Annotated in this window: 13 protein-coding genes; 8 read left to right on the plus strand and 5 right to left on the minus strand. The window is 62.1% G+C overall.

The genetic code is table 11. From position 1 onward, the window contains the following. Nucleotides 1-47 precede the first annotated feature (47 nt). The 5 genes from ABEG21_RS01120 to rfbC all read left to right on the plus strand — a co-directional run bounded on the left by ABEG21_RS01120 (nucleotide 48) and on the right by rfbC (nucleotide 5,401). On the plus strand, nucleotides 48-1,517 hold the full coding sequence (locus ABEG21_RS01120) for a flippase (RefSeq protein WP_347555471.1): 1,470 nt from the start codon (nucleotides 48-50) through the stop codon (nucleotides 1,515-1,517). Nucleotides 1,518-1,622: 105 nt separating this feature from the next. Further along, entirely contained in the window at nucleotides 1,623-2,681 is a 1,059-nt protein-coding gene (locus ABEG21_RS01125; protein WP_347555472.1) for a glycosyltransferase, read from the plus strand. A gap of 83 nt (nucleotides 2,682-2,764) precedes the next feature. Next, nucleotides 2,765-3,826, plus strand: coding sequence for a dTDP-glucose 4,6-dehydratase (gene rfbB / locus ABEG21_RS01130; RefSeq protein WP_347555473.1), 1,062 nt, complete (start codon nucleotides 2,765-2,767; stop codon nucleotides 3,824-3,826). A 137-nt stretch (nucleotides 3,827-3,963) separates the two neighbouring features. Further along, a complete protein-coding gene (rfbA, locus tag ABEG21_RS01135) occupies nucleotides 3,964-4,842 on the plus strand; it encodes a glucose-1-phosphate thymidylyltransferase RfbA (RefSeq protein ID WP_347555474.1) in 879 nt (292 codons plus the stop codon). Between the two features lies 1 nt (nucleotide 4,843). Next, the gene (gene rfbC, locus ABEG21_RS01140) at nucleotides 4,844-5,401 is read left to right on the plus strand and encodes a dTDP-4-dehydrorhamnose 3,5-epimerase (RefSeq protein WP_347555475.1); all 558 of its coding nucleotides are present in this window, start codon (nucleotides 4,844-4,846) and stop codon (nucleotides 5,399-5,401) included. Nucleotides 5,402-5,555: 154 nt separating this feature from the next. On the opposite strand, the gene ABEG21_RS01145 is transcribed toward rfbC, so the two are convergent. The 3 genes from ABEG21_RS01145 to ABEG21_RS01155 all read right to left on the minus strand — a co-directional run bounded on the left by ABEG21_RS01145 (nucleotide 5,556) and on the right by ABEG21_RS01155 (nucleotide 9,389). After that, a complete protein-coding gene (locus tag ABEG21_RS01145; RefSeq protein ID WP_347555476.1) occupies nucleotides 5,556-6,827 on the minus strand; it encodes an acyltransferase in 1,272 nt (423 codons plus the stop codon). Next, nucleotides 6,824-8,284, minus strand: coding sequence for a glycosyltransferase family 4 protein (locus tag ABEG21_RS01150; RefSeq protein ID WP_347555477.1), 1,461 nt, complete (start codon nucleotides 8,282-8,284; stop codon nucleotides 6,824-6,826). The genes ABEG21_RS01145 and ABEG21_RS01150 overlap by 4 nt, the downstream gene beginning before the upstream one ends. A 202-nt stretch (nucleotides 8,285-8,486) precedes the next feature. Beyond that, entirely contained in the window at nucleotides 8,487-9,389 is a 903-nt protein-coding gene (locus ABEG21_RS01155) for a phytanoyl-CoA dioxygenase family protein (RefSeq protein WP_347555478.1), read from the minus strand. A gap of 1,194 nt (nucleotides 9,390-10,583) precedes the next feature. Between ABEG21_RS01155 and ABEG21_RS01160 the strand changes: the two genes are divergently transcribed. The 3 genes from ABEG21_RS01160 (at nucleotide 10,584) to ABEG21_RS01170 (ending at nucleotide 12,714) form a co-directional block, all read left to right on the plus strand. Continuing rightward, nucleotides 10,584-10,859: a hypothetical protein gene (locus ABEG21_RS01160; protein WP_347555479.1), complete on the plus strand. Its 276-nt coding sequence runs from the start codon at nucleotides 10,584-10,586 to the stop codon at nucleotides 10,857-10,859. A 3-nt stretch (nucleotides 10,860-10,862) separates the two neighbouring features. Then, complete coding sequence (locus tag ABEG21_RS01165) at nucleotides 10,863-11,084, plus strand: hypothetical protein (RefSeq protein ID WP_347555480.1); 222 nt, start codon at nucleotides 10,863-10,865, stop codon at nucleotides 11,082-11,084. Nucleotides 11,085-11,310: 226 nt separating this feature from the next. Beyond that, on the plus strand, nucleotides 11,311-12,714 hold the full coding sequence (locus ABEG21_RS01170) for an amidase (protein WP_347555481.1): 1,404 nt from the start codon (nucleotides 11,311-11,313) through the stop codon (nucleotides 12,712-12,714). Nucleotides 12,715-12,736: 22 nt separating this feature from the next. Here the strand turns inward: ABEG21_RS01170 and ABEG21_RS01175 are convergent, their stop codons facing one another. Both ABEG21_RS01175 and ABEG21_RS01180 read right to left on the minus strand, forming a co-directional pair. Further along, a complete protein-coding gene (locus ABEG21_RS01175) occupies nucleotides 12,737-14,023 on the minus strand; it encodes an aspartate carbamoyltransferase (RefSeq protein WP_347555482.1) in 1,287 nt (428 codons plus the stop codon). 90 nt (nucleotides 14,024-14,113) lie between these two features. Next, the gene (locus tag ABEG21_RS01180; RefSeq protein WP_347555483.1) at nucleotides 14,114-15,646 is read right to left on the minus strand and encodes an FAD-binding oxidoreductase; all 1,533 of its coding nucleotides are present in this window, start codon (nucleotides 15,644-15,646) and stop codon (nucleotides 14,114-14,116) included. Nucleotides 15,647-15,750 lie beyond the last annotated feature (104 nt).

The raw sequence follows: 15,750 nt of genomic DNA on the forward strand, positions 1-15,750 counted from the left end.
AATAGGACTGACGTGCGTCGCACGCGGGCATCCGGAGAGTACAGAGCATGGCAGGGAATCTGAGACGCAATTCGTTGTACAACCTGATGGGGAGCGTGCTCCCCATCGCGGTCTCGTTGATTACGGTCCCGATGTATCTGCATCATGTGGGCAGTGCCCGCTATGGGCTGTTGACGATCGTCTGGATGCTGCAAGGCTATTTCGGCTTCTTTGATTTCGGCCTGTCACGCGCGACGGCGAATCAGGTGGCGAAGCTGGGCGATGCCACCGACGAACAGCGGGAGTCCGTGTTCTGGACCGCGTTGATGCTGAACACCTTGTTCGGTCTGGTCGGCGCGGTCGTGCTCTATATCCTTGGCGAAACGCTGATGGTGCGTTTTTTCAAGATGGATGCGGAGCTGAAGAACGAAGTCATGATGGTCATGCCCTGGATTGCGGCATCGGTTCCGGTGACGACGATCAGCGGTGCGTTGACGGGCTGTCTGGAGGGGCGGGAGCGCTTCGGCGTATTGAACAGCGTGCAGGTCTTCAACACGTTTCTGTTCCAGACCCTGCCGCTGGCGGCGTCCTTTGCGTTTGGCGTGAAGCTGAATTACATGATTCCGGCCACGATTATCGCCGGCTCGACGGCGATCGTGCTGCTGTTCATCACCAACATTTTCCAGTTCCCGCTGCGTTTGCGCGGTCGTCCCAGCCTGAAGCTCGGACGTGAGTTGTTCGGTTATGGTGCGTGGGTGACGGTGACGAATCTGGCCAGTCCCTTGCTGGAATCATCGGACCGCTTCCTGATCGGCAGCCTGCTCGGCACAAAGGCGGTGGCGTACTACAACGTCCCCTACACGCTGGCGATTCGGCTGCGCATCATTCCGGGCGTGGTCGCGCGTACGATCTTTCCTCGCATGTCGGCCCTGCAACAGACCGATTCGGCGCGTTTCTTCGTCCAGACCGCTCAGGCCCTGTCCGCGTTCATGACGCCCTGCGTCGTGTTCGGATTGTTCGTGTTGGAGCCGTTCATGTCGGTCTGGGTCAATCCGGATTTCGCCATGGCGTCGGCGCCGATCGGGCGAATCATCATGCTGGGCGTCTGGATCAATAGTCTGGCCTTTATCCCCTCCACCTATCTTCAGGCGGTGGGGCGGCCCAATGTGATCGCGATTTTCCACGTGGTCGAGTTGTTGCCCTTCCTCGGCATTCTGTACGCGTTCACGCACTACTTCGGCCTGCCCGGTGCCGCCACCGCGTGGAGCCTGCGTGTGCTGATCGATGGCGTGCTGCTTTTCTGGGCGGCAAAGACCAGTTGGGAGATGGTGCGCAAGATCCTGCCGGCCATCGCCTTGCTGCTCGTGTCGTACATCGTCGCCGAGTTCACCGTGCATTCGCTGCTGCTGACGGCGATCACCGGCATCGTCCTGACGGCGTTGTCGCTGATCTGGGCCTGGCGCGTCGAGGAACGGCTTCGTACGGTGACGTCGAAGATCGCCGGCCGCCTGGGCTGGCGCGCGAGGCGGGCGGGCTGAGCCGATGGCATCGACCCGGACAGGGTCGGACGGCAGCAAGGTGCACCGGCGGACAACGCCGGGCAAACGGCGCGAACGGCGTGAAGTAAGGCAGCGGGGGATGCAATGAATCAAACAGTGAACACATCGATCAAGAAAGCGGACGTATCGGTCGCGCTGGCGGCGTACAAGGGTGAGCAATACATCCTGGAGCAACTCGAAAGCATCGCGCGGCAGACCGTATTGCCGCGCGAGGTCGTTGTCACCGACGACAGCCCCAATGATCTGACGGGCGACGTGGTCACGCGTTTCGCGGCATCGGCGCCGTTCGAGGTGCGCTACGAGAAGAACGTCGAACGGCTTGGTTATCGTGGCAACTTTTTCAAGGCGATCAGTCTCTGCCGCGGTGAAGTGGTCGCTTTCTGTGATCAGGACGATGTGTGGACCGAAGACAAGCTGGCCGTCATGGTGCCGCTTTTCGACGACCCCAAGGTGATGGTTGCCATGCACAACGTCGAGGTCGTGAATCAGACGCTGGCACCGCTGCCGGCGGCCAATGCGAAGCATTGGGCCTATGAAGGCCGTTACGAGGCGATGCAGCCGGACCCGTGGTATCTGTTGTTCGGCATGTGCGCGCTGGTTCGTCGCGTGGTCTTCACGGCACTCAAGGTGACCGATCGTCCGACCGATCACACCTGGCCGACGGAGACGATGTCGCACGACGAATGGGCCTGGGCGATGGGCACTGCCTTAGGTCGACTGGTGGCGGTGCCGCAAAAGTTGGCGCTGTATCGGCAGCATGAGACGAATACCGTTGGCGCGCCGGCGAGTCGGAATCGCCGGGAGAATTTGCTGCGGACGCTGGCGGCCGGTCAGGCGCAGTATTTATTGATGGCAAAGTGCTCGGCGCAGCGGGCCGCCGTCTTCGAGGGCGTTACCGCGCCTGAACTGCGCGATAATGCGCGACGGGCGGCCGATTACTATCGTCGGCTGTCCGCTAGTCTGACGCGACGGGCCGCGGTGTATAGCGCGGCGGCACCGCGTTGGCAACGCCTGGCGAGCGTCGGCACGATGGCATTGACGCTCGGGTACCGGTCGAAGCGCCAGGCCGGGCTGGGCGGCAAGGCTTTCTTGAAAGACATGTATGTGTGTTTGTTTACGGCGAACGAAACCGCCAAGTCCTGATTCCGATCGGCGACGCGATGCGTGTCATCGCCGCGGTTTTGTTTTTTCTTGAATATTATTTAGCCCTTCATTAAGGATTCGCTATGCTTCTCGTCACCGGCGGAGCCGGCTTCATCGGCGCCAATTTCGTCCTTGACTGGTTCAAGGCCTCCAGCGAACCCATCGTCAACGTCGACGCGCTGACCTATGCGGGCAACCCGGCGACGCTCGCGTCGCTGCACGACAATCCGGCCCACGTGTTCTCGCACACGGACATCCTGAACCGTGAGGCCCTGGATGCGCTGTTCGCGGAGCACAAGCCGCGCGCCGTCGTGCACTTCGCGGCCGAAAGCCACGTCGATCGCTCGATCCACGGCCCGGGCGCCTTCGTGCAGACGAACGTCGTCGGCACGTTCACGCTGCTGGAAGCCGCGCGTGCGTACTGGTCGACGCTGGAAGGTGCGGCCAAGTCCGATTTCCGCTTCCTGCATGTCTCGACCGACGAAGTCTACGGCTCGCTGAGCCCGACCGATCCGGCATTCACCGAAACGACGCCGTATCAGCCGAACAGCCCGTATTCGGCGTCGAAGGCCGGCTCGGACCATCTGGTGCGCGCCTACCATCACACCTACGGCATGCCGGTGCTGACGACGAATTGCTCGAACAACTACGGCCCCTACCAATTCCCGGAAAAGCTGATCCCGCTGGTCATCGCCAACGCGTTGGCGGGCAAGCCGCTGCCGATCTACGGCGACGGCAGCAATATCCGCGATTGGCTGTATGTGGGCGATCACTGCTCGGCAATCCGCGCCGTGGTCGAGAAGGGCGCGCCGGGCGAGGTGTACAACGTCGGCGGTTGGAACGAAAAGACCAATCTCGACGTCGTCCATACGATCTGCGCCTTGCTGGACAAGATCAAGCCGAAGGCAGCCGGCCTGTACAAAGACCAGATCACTTACGTGAAGGACCGGCCGGGCCACGATCGTCGCTATGCGATCGATGCGCGCAAGATCGAGCGCGAGCTGGGCTGGCGTCCGGCGCAGACCTTCGAAACCGGTATCGAGGCGACGGTGCGCTGGTATCTCGATAACCAGCCGTGGGTCGAGAACGTGATGTCCGGCGAATACCGCAACTGGGTGGATACGAACTACGCCGCCCGCGTGTAAGCAACAAGGCGCCCGTTTCCGCGAGACGGGCGCTTCGTGCGGCACGCCATGCAAGACCTTGCTCCACACCACACACTCCCGCGGTCGCCAGCAGGCGGCCGCGCAGAAGCGAACACAGCGCCCATAAGGAGGCCGCGATGGCACGTAAAGGCATCATTCTGGCAGGTGGCTCGGGTACCCGACTGCACCCCATCACGCACGTCGTATCGAAGCAATTGCTGCCGGTCTACGACAAGCCGATGATCTACTATCCGCTATCGACGTTGATGCTCGGCGGGATCCGCGACATCTTGATCATCTCGACGCCGGAAGACACGCCGCGCTTCCAAGCGATGCTCGGCGACGGCAGCCGTTGGGGCCTGAATCTGCAGTATGCGGTGCAGCCCTCGCCGGACGGCCTGGCGCAAGCGTTCATCATCGGCAAGGATTTCATCGGCAACGATCCGTCGGCGCTGATCCTGGGCGACAATATTTTCTACGGGCACGATCTGGTCAAGCAATTGGTCGCATCGAACCAGCAGGACGATGGTGCGACGGTCTTCGCCTATCGCGTGACGGATCCGGAACGGTATGGCGTGGTCGCTTTCGACGATCAGTTCAAGGCTTTGTCGATCGAAGAGAAGCCGGTCAAGCCGAAGTCGAACTATGCGGTCACCGGGCTGTACTTCTACGACAACCAGGTCTGCGACATCGCGGCTGAAATCAAGCCGTCGCCGCGTGGCGAGTTGGAAATCACCGATATCAACTCGCGCTACCTGAGCGACGGCAAGCTGAACGTGCAGATCATGGGCCGCGGCTTTGCGTGGCTGGACACCGGTACGCATGACTCGCTGCTGGATGCCGGCGCCTTTATCGCCACGTTGCAGAAGCGTCAGGGCACGGTGGTGGCCTGTCCGGAAGAAATCGCGTTCCGTGCAAAGTGGATCGATGCCGGCAAGCTGGAGGAACTGGCCAAGCCGTTGATGAAGAATGCGTATGGCAAGTACCTGCAATCGCTGCTGATGGAGTCTTTCTGATATGCCGATCACCGTCACTCAGACCGCCATTCCGGACGTCAAGATCATCGAGCCGAAGTCGTTCGGCGATGCACGCGGTTTCTTTTACGAGAGCTTCAACCATCGCGAATTCACGGAAGCGATCGGCCGCGATGTGCAATTCGTGCAGGACAATCACTCGAAGTCCGCGCAGCACGTGCTGCGTGGCCTGCACTATCAGATCCAGCATCCGCAAGGCAAGCTGGTGCGCGTGGTGGCTGGTGAAGTGTTCGACGTCGCCGTGGATCTGCGCAAGAGCTCGCCGACCTTCGGCAAGTGGGTGGGCGTGACGCTGTCGGCGGAAAACAAGCGACAGCTGTGGGTGCCCGAAGGCTTTGCCCACGGTTTTGTCGTGGTGTCCGAGTCGGCCGAGTTCCTCTACAAGACGACCGATTACTGGTTTCCCGAGTTCGAGCGCAGCCTGCTGTGGAGCGATGCGAGCGTGGGCGTGCAATGGCCGGTGCCGGAAGGCGTGGCGCCGTTGCTGGCGGCGAAGGACCAGGCCGGCAAGGTCTTGGCCGACGCCGAAGTGTTCGCCTGATGCATCGCATGTAAGGACGGCGGCGTCGTGCAGGCGACGCCCGAGCGAGTCCTCAAAAAGAGACACCGCACGTCGCGAGACGCCGGTGTCTTTTTTTATTGGATAGCGCTCCCACGCCAGGGCAGCCGCGCACCGGTAAGGTCACGCGCGCCGTTCACCGGTCTTCCGTATTCGGCTCGACCTGCGGCGCGTGATGGCGGCGTCCCCATGCCCGCCCCAGGCGAATCATCGGCTTTTCAAAGCCGTGATACGAGCACAGGGCCACGACGAAGACGACGAGCAAGCTGATCGGCATCTGCCCGCTCCACGTGTGGTTGTGTCCGGTCAGGAACATCTGCTGCCAGATATAGAGGCTGTACGAGAGCGCGCCGAGGCCCGCGACCCATCGGAGGTTCAGGAACCGGCCCAGTGGCGTCTCCGGGCACCGTACAACCCATAGAAGCAGCATCGCCACACACAGGTTTTCCAGAGACCAACCTACTGTTAGCTGATATTTGCCGCCGAGGTAGTGCGTGATGATCGGCGAGATCAGGAAGGCGTAGAGGATCGCCAGCAAGGGCAGGCGCCAGCGGAGTGCTGTTTCCAGTGCCCGTTCGAACCATGCGTCGTGATAGCAGAGGGCGATGAAGCATCCCATCATCAGGCTGTCCATCCGCGTGTGCAGCATGAAGTAGACGAACAGGTGCAGATTGTCGAAGGCGGCGTACTGCGCGATCCGGATCAGCGGGCCGGTGACGATCACGACAAGGGCGAACCATTTGGCGTGGCGTCGGTTCAAGGCCAGGAAAATGAAGGGCCAGAATAGATAGAACTGTTCCTCGATGCTCAACGACCACATATGGCCGACAAACCAATTGCCGGCTTTCAGGCGCGAATCGGCGAACAGCGAATCGTAATCCTTCATGAAAAACAGGCCGCGCAGCAGGGAAGGCCAGGTGATGTCGATTGCATCGGTGGCGCGCAATATCGCGACCACCGCCACATACAGCAGGGCCACCGGCGCAATACGAAAGATACGGCGCCGATAGAAGTCCCCCATCGACACATGCCCGCGATCGTCCTCCGCGATCAACAGGCGCGTGATCAGAAAACCACTGATAACGAAGAACACCAATACGCCGAATCCATCGTTGCCGAAGAGCGTGGCGAACCATTTAGTCAGCGCCCCATGCTCCGGTACGGTACCCATGGCGTGGCCGATCAGGACGAGGCAGATCGAGATGGCACGCAAACCATCGAGGGACGGGATGCGTTTGCTCGCGGCCGCGACCTTCGGTAGGGCGGATTCGCGCGTCGGATGCGTGTGGGAAGGGGGGGCGGCCTGGCTGACATCGTAGTCGGCGTGACGCGCACCGGTCTGGCTGGGGACGACGGAGTGCTGGCCGGCCGAAGTCAATCGACGCAGCCAGCCCGCGATACCCCTCATTGGCGCGTTGCGGCGCTTGCCGCTTCAGCCGTCGTGCCGGGTGCCGCCGGCGAGGACACGCCCGAGCTGGCCGGCATGTCGACGGATGCGACTTGCGCCGCGGGGCGTACCGGTTGACCGCCGTTGGGTGCAAACGTCGCGCCGCGTAAGGTGACGCCTTCCGTCGCAACAGCGCTGCCGCTTCCCGACGTCGCCGCGAGATGGGCCGTCTGAGCCGCGATGGAGGTCGCGGCGGGCAGCGGGTCCTCGGGCAGCATGAATCCGCCGACGACCTCGAGTTTCTTCATGACATTGTGGCAATAGACGTCCGGATCGAAGCGCGCGCGGGCGCTGGCGTAGCCGCGCTCGATCAAGCCATGGGCGACTTCCGGCGTAGTGCGAAGCTTTTCGATCTGCTCGGCCAGCAGATCGGCGCGATTCGGCTCGATCAGGATGCCGTCTTGTTCCGGCGTGATGATTTCGAGCGCGCCGCCAGCGGCGGCGGCAACGATCGGCCGACGTGCCAGCATCGCTTCGACGATCACTCGACCAAACGGTTCCGGCGCGATCGACGTATGCGCGATCACGTCCATGGCACTCATGGCCGCCGGCACGTCACGCTGAAAGCCGAGAAAGTGCACGCGGTGGGCGATACCGAGTTTCTGCGCCTGCGCTTTCAGTTGCGCTTCATAGGCGTCCTCGCCGAACAAGGCCGCGCCGACGAGCACCGCGTGCGCGTTCGGCGTTTTCGCAATAGCATCGAGCAGGACGTGCTGCCCCTTCCATTGCGCCAGGCGGCTGAAGGTGCCGACGAGAAACGCGTCTGCCGGCAAACCGAATCGCGCACGCAACTCCGCGCGTGGGGTCGCGTTGACGACGTCGAACGGGGCCGCATCGATCCCGTTATAGACGACGCTGACGCGATCGCGCGGCAGCTTGGTCAGTGCAAGCCAGGCATCGGCGGACGCTTTGGAATTGGCGATCACATGCGTCAGGAACAGTTTCGAGCACCACTGAATCACGCGCAGCCGATCCGCGCCGAAGTGATCGGGTGACACGATGTCGCGCAGGTGCCAAACCACCGGTCGGCGCGCGAGGAATCCAACCACCGCGCCGATGACCATCGCCTTCTGCGTATTGGCATAGACCAGGCGACGCGAACGCGCCTGCTTGACCAATTGCCAGGACAGATTCAACGCCGACTTGACGGTGCCGAACGACAAGGCACGGCCGCCATCCTTTTTCATATTGTTGAGCGTGCTGTCGCCCAGGATCGAGACGGCGACGCCGGCTTCCTGCAGGCGTTCACGGAACGGCCCGTCGGTAAACAGCACGACATTGCACGCGCTACGGATGCGCTTGCAGACCTCCAGCAGCGACAGCTCGGCTCCGCCCATGACGCCGCTTTGGTCCAGTACCAATATCTTCTTGCGATCGTCGTCCGACGCGGAGGTCGGGGTGTTCGGTGTAGTAGGCATCGTTTTTATCCGTTAATCCGGTGTCACTGTGGCATCGATGCGCCCGGATAGGTCTGGTTGTCTTGTTTCTCTAAAAAAAATATAACAAAGAAAAGAAACCGGGGTTTTTACTGAATGTAAGTGGATCGCCGATGACGAGGGGCATGGCGGCGTGGTGCGAGGCGCGCACTGTCTGACGACGTGCGCGCCGTGGCTGCCCGGCTCAGAGCGCGCGTCGCCCCGCGCTGCGTTCCTGATACCGGCGCCATGCGGAAAGCAAACGATAGGGGTCGAGGAAGTTCAACTGACGCAGACGGCGATAGGCGTGTACCAGACGTCCTCGCCCATTGCGCCATTGCTGCTCCTGCACCTCCCGCGGGGACTTGCGCTGCTGCCAATCGAAAATGCGCTTGGTGCGTGCGGCTTGGCGCGGCAGGTCGAAATGCACGACATAGGCGTATCGATCGACCGCGGTGTCGTTGGCCCCCGCACCATGCAAGGTCCGGCCGTGATGCAAGGTGCAGCCGCCTACCGGCAGCGGGCAGGCCACGGCGGTGTCAGGATCGAATCCTTCCGCGCATTCCAGACCATGCTGCCCGATTTGACGACGATGCGGCAAGACCGACAGGCGATGCGAGGCGGGAATGAATTTGAGACAGCCGTTCTCCTCGTCCACCGGCTGTAGCGGCAGCCAGAAGCTGACTTCGCGATACTCCATGTTTGGATCGCGAAACGCTTCGTCTTGATGCCAGGGCGTCACGGGTCCGTCGTGCGCGGGCTTGAAGAAGATGTGGTCGCCGCTGAATCGCGCCCCAGGCCCCAGAACTTGTCGCGCCAAGGTCTTCAGGCGCTGGCGGTAGGCCGTGCGCCGCAGACGGGGCTCGTGATTGCTCGGATGCAACATCTGCGTCAGCGCCGACTTGGTCAGCGCCTCTCCCCCGACGAAGTCGAATAGCGCCCCTTCCTCGGCCCCAGCCTTTCGCGCCAGAATGCCTTCCAGATAGTGGCGAATTTCGTCGATTTCCTCGGGCGCCGCGATGTTGGACAACGGCAGGAAGCCGTTGTCTTCATAAAAACGCAGCTTGGCGTCGTCGAGGCCGCGTTCGTCCATTGCGATTGGATTCATGATGTCGTCCGTACGAGTTTTCGTTACCGGTCGGGAACGGCATCGAACGCGCTGGCGTCATGTGCTCACGCAGCGTCTCCCGTTCCCCGGCGGTTAGGATGCATTCTCTGTTTCCCAGATTGTTATCAATATACAAACGTTTGTAAGTGCGTCGAATAACCGCATAATTCATGCCAAAGCAAGGAACTTGCTACGCCTTACCTGTTCCGGCATCGGAAATTATGGCTATGCGAATGACTTCGAACGGTAATAGACGGTTCAGTATTACAGCTGCGGGGATTTGATACATTTTGTTGCAAATGATACGGGTGGCGACAAAAATACCTGTTCGTAACTATGGTGCCTATTTCGGTAATTCAAACGAATGTATGAGATGATAATTGCGAGGACAGGCGAGGTTTTCCGATTTGGAAGAACCGATGGTGGCGACTTTGCGGGCCCAAGAAGGTGTATCAGGATCGTTACAATTTATCGCTTCCCAAGGATTTACAATTTGATAGAATTTTTTGACTGAAGCGGTCGCATGTTCGGAAATAAATTCCCGACTATGCGCGAAACCGCAGCCACATCGGTTTCTTTTTCCGGTGTGGACAATATTGTCGGTATTTGCGTTAAAAGAGTTTGGAACGCCCAAAAAAGGGTGGGGCCGACGCTGCGCGATCTATCGCGCTGCCGGTCTTACCGGGGTAAACCGAGCCTCGCGGCAGGACGTGCGCCGTGGAAATGACCGGGGAATGAAGGGATCGGGGGATCCATGCGACCAAGGCGCCAAGGTGCGTCACGTCGCGTGTCCAGGTACTTGCGTGACCGGAGACACTTTCTGGTGACACGGCCAATGCCGCCATTACACACAATGGAGAACGGTAATGGTCGAAATGATTGGGCGGTTGGCGGCTTTGGTCGTCATGATTTATTTGGTGATATCGGTAGGCTCGGCATTGCGAATGTATTTTGTACATAGCCGATATGTGCATGTCGAATTTGCCGGTAAAAAATGGCGCAGTTTCGGAGAATGGGCGCCAAGGCAATATCGGCGTTTGATTGGATTGCGGTGGGCCGCGATAGCCGGTTTGCTCGTGTGGGTGACACTGCTATTCGTGCCTGCGTTGTATTCGTAATTTCCTCATAATTTATCGATAGACATGGTTCGACGTATCCGCGTTGAACCATGTCGTTTTATCGAATGGCAGCGGCATGCGCCGTTGCACGCGACCGGGGGTATCCGTGGAGTATGTGCAGACCGCTGCGGTGTTGGTGATTCTGATTTATGTGACGTACTCGTTCGGGATGGCTGCCTCCGCGCATCGGCGGGGGGAGCCTTTCGTTCTTCAGGAAGCCGGCACGCCGCTGTTGCGCTCATTCGGCGACTGGGCGCCACGCAGTCTGCGGATGCTGATGCTATTACGCCGTGTCGCGCTGGCCGCCGTCGTCGTGCTGGGCACGTCGGCGCTGTGCACCCGGTTCGTTTGATCGATGGATCATCTATTCGCCACCGCCGCCTGGATCTCGGTTGCCGCGCGATTGATGATCGGCCTTGCCTGCCTGCTGCCGTGGGCCAGACCCAGGCCAGCCGTCGGCACGGCCGCCACGCGCCGTCCCCGACAAGGCCGTCGCGACAGTGCGTTGCTGTTTTCCAACCTATGGATGGTGACGGCCTTTGCGAGCTGGGCCGCGGACGCAGTGATACAGTCCTAGCCGGGTGCCTTCTTTTCGGTTCCCGTCGCGTGGGAAACCGCCTTTCTGTTTGACGGATCGCGTCGAAATCTCATTCTGACTTGCTATTATGTGACGCCGCCGACAATGGCGACGGTGCCGGCGCTGCTTCGTCCAGTCGATGTGATCTCGATTGGACTGAGAGGGTGCCGTCGTCGCATTGTCGGCATTGCCGATCACACCCGTATCCGATTGCCGACACTAGCCGATGACGACCGCCTTCGATCCCAAGACGCCCCTTGCTGAACTGGCGCATGCGCTTGCGCAAGGAACCCTCACCAGCCGCGCGCTGACCGAAACCGCGCTGGAGCGCATCGCCGAAGCGGGCGGCAATGGGGGGCATGCCTTCATTTCGGTCGATGCCGACGGTGCGCGGGCGCAAGCCGATGCCATCGACGCGCAACGCAAGGCCGGTGCCGAGCTGTCGCCGTTGGCCGGCTTGCCCGTATCGATCAAGGATCTGTTCGACGTCGTCGGTCAACCGACGCGCGCCGGCTCGGCCGTGTTGGCGGACGCCGCGCCGGCGACGCAGGATGCCGAAGTGGTGACGCGTTTGCGCGCGGCCGGCGCCGTGCTGATCGGTCGCTCGAACATGAGCGAGTTCGCTTTTTCGGGATTGGGCATCAACCCGCATTTCGGCTCGCCGCTGTCGCCGTGGCGGCCCGAGGAGCGGCGCGTGTCGGGCGGCTCCTCGTCGGGCGCGGCGGCATCGGTCGCGACCGGGATGGCGGCATACGGGCTGGGCACCGATACCGGCGGCTCGCTGCGTATCCCGGCGGCCTTCTGCGGACTGACCGGGTTCAAGCCGACCGCCAATCGCATTCCGACGCAGGGCGGCATCCCGCTGTCGATCACCTTGGACTCGTTCGGTGCCATCGCGCCGACCGTGCAGTGCTGTGCCATCGTCGACCAGATTCTGGCAGGCGCGCCGCAGCAGGCGGCCGCGTTGGCGGTGTCGTCGGCGGCAGGTCGTGCGAGCAAGGCTGAGCGCGCAGCTGGCATCGCCGGTCGCCGTTTCGCCATCCTCACCAATGTCGTCATGGATGGGGTCGAGCCGGAAGTCGAGCGCGCGTTCGAAGCGGCGCTGGCGCGCTTGAGCAATCTGGGCGCGGAATTGGTCGATATGCGTTTCGATACGCTGGATCGGCTGGCCGCGATCAACAAGTTCGGCTTTTCACCGATGGAATCGTGGTGGTATCACCGCGCATGGACGGCGACGCGTGCCGAGTCGTACGACGCGCGCGTGTTGGCGCGGATCCGCGCGGGCGAGGCCGCAACGGCCGCCGACTATCTGGACTTGCTGGCGGCACGTCGCGGCGTCATCGCCGACGCGGCGAAGGCATTCGAAGGCTATGATGCCATCCTGATGCCGACGGCGCCGATGCTGCCGCCGCAGATCGACGACCTGAAGCAGGATGCGGCCTTCTTCGCCGCGAACGGTCGGGCGCTGCGCAACCCGAGCATCATCAACTTTATCGACGGCTGTGCGCTGTCGGTCCCGGCGCCGGCGTATGACGACGCGCCGGTCGGTCTGATGGTGGCCGGTTTGCACGGGCAAGACGCGTCGATCCTGGCGCTCGGCGATGCGATCGAGGCCGGCCTGCTGAGCTGAACGGCAAGGCCGTTCCGGCCTGTCAGTCGATGCCGTGGAAGACGGCGTCATCGACGCCGATATAGGCCGGCGATTTCCAGTTGGCATCGCGCATCGAGCGGCCCACCAGATTCTCGACGCCCATCAGCGTAGCGAAGATCGCCATGCGCACCGGAATACCGTTATCGGTCTGACGGAAGATGGCGAGGCGCGGATCGTGGTTCAAGTCCGTGCTGAGGTCGTTGGCGCCGGGCCGGCCATCGCGCGGCAGCGGGTGCATGATCATCGTGTCCGGGCCGCAGACCGATTCCACCAATGCCTGGTTGATCTGGAAATCGGGCGTATAGCCTTCGAACGATTCGTCGGTGAAACGCTCTTTTTGAATGCGGGTGGCGTAGACGACATCGGCGCCGCGCAGACCTTCGCGCAGATCCGTCGTTTGCACGACCGTGTGATTGCGCTCGCCCAGCTTCTCGACGATATAGGCCGGCATTTCCAGCGTCGGTGGCGAGATCAACGTGAAGCGCAGATTCTTGTACAGCGCCAGCAGCTTGCTCAACGAGTGCACGGTCCGACCGTACTTCAAGTCGCCGACCATGGCGATATGGGCGCCGTCGACGATCTTGCCGATTCGCGAGAATTCGCGTTGGATCGTGTACAGGTCCAGCAGCGCCTGGCTCGGGTGTTCGCCCGGACCGTCGCCGGCATTGATCACCGGGATATTGGTGGCGCGCGCGAATTCCTCGACCGAGCCGCGTTCCGGGTGACGCACGACCATCGCATCGACATAGCCGGCCATCACACGGCTGGTGTCGTAGATAGACTCGCCCTTGGCCATCGACGAGAACGTGAAACCGGTGGTGTCGCAGACCGAGCCGCCCAGACGGGAGAAGGCCGCGCCGAAGCTGACGCGCGTCCGGGTGCTGGCCTCGAAGAACAGATTGCCCAATACGGCGCCTTCGAGCACGCGGCTGATCTTCTGGCGGCGGGCGATCGGCTGCATGATGTCGGCCAGGCGGAACAGGTCTTCGGCGCTTTCGCGCGAGAACTGGTCGACCGACAGCAATTGCGGACGGCCTTCGAATTGGATCGGGCAACCGCTGCCCGGGTATGCGCTTTGCGCAGCCTGGCCGTCGGCCGGTCGCGTCAGGATCTCGTTGACGAAACGCTCGACGATTTCCGGCATCCCGCGCGACTCCGCCGATTCCGCCGGCAGCAACCACGTATCCAACGCGCGACGCGAAACGCCGATCCGGCTGGCGAACGCTTCACGGGTCATGTTCAAGCGACGCATGGCATCGCGCAGGAAGGTTTGTTGCGGCACGCTCATAGGGCTCTCCGATCGTCTGTACGCGATGCGTATATTAGTCGATGGAGATGAAACGTCAAGCGTCGGATGCAAAATCCTTTGCGAAAAACGTTACAGAAGCTTGCCCGGATTCATGATGCCGTTCGGATCGAACAGTTTCTTGATGTCGCGCATCAATCGCTGCTCCAGTGCCGACTTGTGCTGCAGGAAGTGCGAGCGCTTCAATTGGCCGATGCCGTGCTCGGCGCTGATGCTGCCGTTGAAGCGCGCGACTTCCTCCAGGACCGCGTCGGTGACGAGATCGCCTTGCGTGTGGGAGGTCGATGCATTGGCATCGTTGCCTGCGTGCGATGCCGCCTGCGTGAAGAAGTCGGTCGGCGCGCCAGCAGGGCGAGAGACGTTGTAGTGCAGATTGCCGTCGCCGAAATGGCCGAAGACGAAGAGGCGCAGGTCCGGTACCGTCTGCGCGAGACGGGCGCCGGCCGCATCGAGAAAGGCCGGCAACGCTTCGATCGGCACCGACACGTCGTGCTTCAAATGCGCGCCGTCACGCTTCTGTGCCTCCGAGATTTCCTCGCGCAGGCGCCAGAACGCCGCCAGTTGCGCCAAGGTCGCCGAGACGGCGGCATCCTGGCACAGGCCGTCTTCGAGTGCCTGTCCCACGACCTCCTCGACCAGCGCGATCAGGGCGCCTTCGTCGGCCGTATCGGCCAGTTCCAGCAGCACATAGCCGTCATGCGCTTCGTTGAACGGCGCCCGTACGCCTTCGACCTCGCGCAGCACCAGTTCGAGGCAAGGGTGCGTGAAATATTCGAAGGCCTGGACGCGCTGACCGCATCGCTTGAACACCAGGGAGTAAAGGTCGAGCGCCTGTTGCGGCGTTTCGACCGCGGCCAGCACGACGGTTCTTACGCCGTTGCGCGGATACAGCCGCAGCGATGCCGCCGTGATGATGCCCAACGTTCCCTCGGCACCGATCAACAACTGCTTCAGGTCATAGCCGGTGTTGTCCTTGCGCAGCGTGCGCAGGCCTTCGAAGATTTCGCCGTTCGGCAGCACCGCTTCGACACCGAGCACCAGTTCGCGTGTCATGCCATAGCGGACCACATTGACGCCACCGGCATTCGTCGACAGATTGCCGCCGAGTTGGCAGGACCCTTCGGCCGCGAGGCTCAATGGCAAGAGGCGCTCGGCATCGGCGGCGATGCGCTGCAGATCGGCGAGGATGCAGCCGGCCTCCGCGGTCACGACGTTCGCGATGGTATCGACGCTGCGCACCGCATTCATCCGGTCCAGGCTCAGGATGACGCTGAGCGGCCGGCCTTCCGCGCCGGCTTTGGCTGCCGACTCCGGCGCCGCGCCGCCGCACAGGCCGGTATTGCCGCCGCGCGGTACGACCGGCACGTGCGCGGCATTGCAGAGGCGCAGGCAGGTGGACACTTCGGCCGTGGTGCGCGGGCGAACCAGCGCCTGCGCATCGCCGCGATAGAGGCCGCGCCAATCGCTTTGCCAGGGGGCAAGGAGCGCCGGGTCGGTCGTCACGACGTCGCTGCCCAGGGCATCGACAAGGCAGGACAGGAAGCCGGCATCGGGTTCGGCGCAATGCGGGGCGGCGGCGGGGGACGGCGTGCGTAAATCGTTCATGACCACATCAGGACAATAAGCGAAAAACGGAAGCGGGTCGGCGGTGCGGACCGCCGACTCCGGGATTCCGGCGGCGGCGTGACAGAAGCGCGGTCGGCGGGTAG

The sequence above is a fragment of the Robbsia sp. KACC 23696 genome, from assembly GCF_039852015.1.
Classification (GTDB): Bacteria; Pseudomonadota; Gammaproteobacteria; order Burkholderiales; family Burkholderiaceae; genus Robbsia.

What these genes read in the sequence shown, in the direction of transcription:
- ABEG21_RS01120 (WP_347555471.1), top strand. Translation starts at nt 48, where the DNA reads ATGGCAGGGAATCTGAGACGCAATTCGTTGTACAACCTGATGGGGAGC.
- ABEG21_RS01125 (WP_347555472.1), top strand. Translation starts at nt 1,623, where the DNA reads ATGAATCAAACAGTGAACACATCGATCAAGAAAGCGGACGTATCGGTC.
- rfbB (WP_347555473.1), top strand. Translation starts at nt 2,765, where the DNA reads ATGCTTCTCGTCACCGGCGGAGCCGGCTTCATCGGCGCCAATTTCGTC.
- rfbA (WP_347555474.1), top strand. Translation starts at nt 3,964, where the DNA reads ATGGCACGTAAAGGCATCATTCTGGCAGGTGGCTCGGGTACCCGACTG.
- rfbC (WP_347555475.1), top strand. Translation starts at nt 4,844, where the DNA reads ATGCCGATCACCGTCACTCAGACCGCCATTCCGGACGTCAAGATCATC.
- ABEG21_RS01145 (WP_347555476.1), bottom strand. Translation starts at nt 6,827, where the DNA reads ATGAGGGGTATCGCGGGCTGGCTGCGTCGATTGACTTCGGCCGGCCAG.
- ABEG21_RS01150 (WP_347555477.1), bottom strand. Translation starts at nt 8,284, where the DNA reads ATGCCTACTACACCGAACACCCCGACCTCCGCGTCGGACGACGATCGC.
- ABEG21_RS01155 (WP_347555478.1), bottom strand. Translation starts at nt 9,389, where the DNA reads ATGAATCCAATCGCAATGGACGAACGCGGCCTCGACGACGCCAAGCTG.
- ABEG21_RS01160 (WP_347555479.1), top strand. Translation starts at nt 10,584, where the DNA reads ATGCGCCGTTGCACGCGACCGGGGGTATCCGTGGAGTATGTGCAGACC.
- ABEG21_RS01165 (WP_347555480.1), top strand. Translation starts at nt 10,863, where the DNA reads ATGGATCATCTATTCGCCACCGCCGCCTGGATCTCGGTTGCCGCGCGA.
- ABEG21_RS01170 (WP_347555481.1), top strand. Translation starts at nt 11,311, where the DNA reads ATGACGACCGCCTTCGATCCCAAGACGCCCCTTGCTGAACTGGCGCAT.
- ABEG21_RS01175 (WP_347555482.1), bottom strand. Translation starts at nt 14,023, where the DNA reads ATGAGCGTGCCGCAACAAACCTTCCTGCGCGATGCCATGCGTCGCTTG.
- ABEG21_RS01180 (WP_347555483.1), bottom strand. Translation starts at nt 15,646, where the DNA reads ATGAACGATTTACGCACGCCGTCCCCCGCCGCCGCCCCGCATTGCGCC.